Annotated in this window: 1 protein-coding gene; it reads left to right on the top strand. The window is 67.6% G+C overall.

Annotated features, from left to right (window positions below):
• Positions 1-11 precede the first annotated feature (11 nt).
• Entirely contained in the window at positions 12-1,406 is a 1,395-nt protein-coding gene (locus WS75_RS16845) for a phosphomannomutase/phosphoglucomutase (protein WP_082729639.1), read from the top strand.

Below are 1,406 nucleotides of genomic sequence, written 5' to 3'. Positions count from 1 at the left end.
AGAGAGAATCGATGATCTCCCAATCCATCTTCAAGGCATATGACATTCGCGGTGTGGTCGGCAAGACGCTCGACGCCGATACGGCGCGCGCGATCGGCCGGGCCTTCGGCAGCGAAGTGCGCGCACAGGGCGGCGACGCGGTCGTCGTCGCGCGCGACGGCCGCCTGTCGGGGCCCGAGCTCGTCGGCGCACTCGCCGATGGCCTGCGTGCGGCGGGCGTCGACGTCGTCGACGTCGGCATGGTGCCCACGCCGGTCGGCTATTTCGCGGCGAGCGTGCCGCTGGCGCTGAAGGGCGGCGAGCGTCGCGTCGATTCGTGCATCGTCGTCACGGGCAGCCACAACCCGCCCGACTACAACGGCTTCAAGATGGTGCTGCGCGGCGCGGCGATCTACGGCGAGCAGATCCAGGCGCTGTACCGTCGCATCGTCGACGAGCGCTATGAGACGGGCAGCGGCTCGTACGAGGCATTCGACGTCGCCGACCAGTACATCGAGCGCATCGTCGGCGACGTGAAGCTCGCGCGCCCGCTGAAGCTCGTCGTCGACGCCGGCAACGGCGTCGCGGGTCCGCTCGCGACGCGCCTGTTCAAGGCGCTCGGCTGCACGCTCGTCGAGCGTTTCACCGACATCGACGGCACGTTCCCGAACCACCATCCCGATCCCGCGCACCCGGAAAACCTGCAGGACGTGATCCAGGCGCTGAAAGACACCGACGCCGAGCTCGGCTTCGCGTTCGACGGCGACGGCGACCGCCTGGGCGTCGTCACGAAGGACGGCCAGATCATCTTCCCGGACCGCCAGCTGATGCTGTTCGCGGAAGAAGTGCTGTCGCGCAACCCGGGCGCGCAGATCATCTACGACGTGAAGTGCACGCGCCATCTCGCGCAGTGGGTGAAGGCGAAGGGCGGCGAGCCGCTGATGTGGAAGACGGGCCACTCGCTGGTCAAGGCGAAGCTGCGCGAGACGGGCGCACCGCTCGCGGGCGAGATGAGCGGCCACGTGTTCTTCAAGGATCGCTGGTACGGCTTCGACGATGGTCTCTACACGGGCGCGCGCCTGCTCGAGATCCTCGCGAAGACGGCCGATCCGAGCGCGTTGCTGAACGCGCTGCCGGACGCGATGAGCACGCCGGAACTGCAGCTCTGGCTCGACGAAGGCGAGAACTTCCGCCTGATCGAGAAGCTGCAGAAGGAAGCGAAGTTCGACGGCGCCGACGAAGTCGTGACGATCGACGGCCTGCGCGTCGAGTACCCGGACGGCTTCGGCCTCGCGCGTTCGTCGAACACGACGCCGGTCGTCGTGATGCGTTTCGAATCGGAGACGCAGGAAGGACTCGAGCGCATCCAGGCGGATTTCCGCCGCGTGCTGACGGCCGCGAAGCCGGACGTCGAGCTGCCGTTCTGA

It is taken from the genome of Burkholderia sp. FL-7-2-10-S1-D7 (assembly GCF_001524185.1).
Taxonomy (GTDB): domain Bacteria; phylum Pseudomonadota; class Gammaproteobacteria; order Burkholderiales; family Burkholderiaceae; genus Burkholderia; species Burkholderia diffusa.
This window is presented reverse-complemented; position numbering and strand designations above follow the sequence as displayed.

What these genes read in the sequence shown, in the direction of transcription:
- WS75_RS16845 (WP_082729639.1), top strand. Translation starts at nt 12, where the DNA reads ATGATCTCCCAATCCATCTTCAAGGCATATGACATTCGCGGTGTGGTC.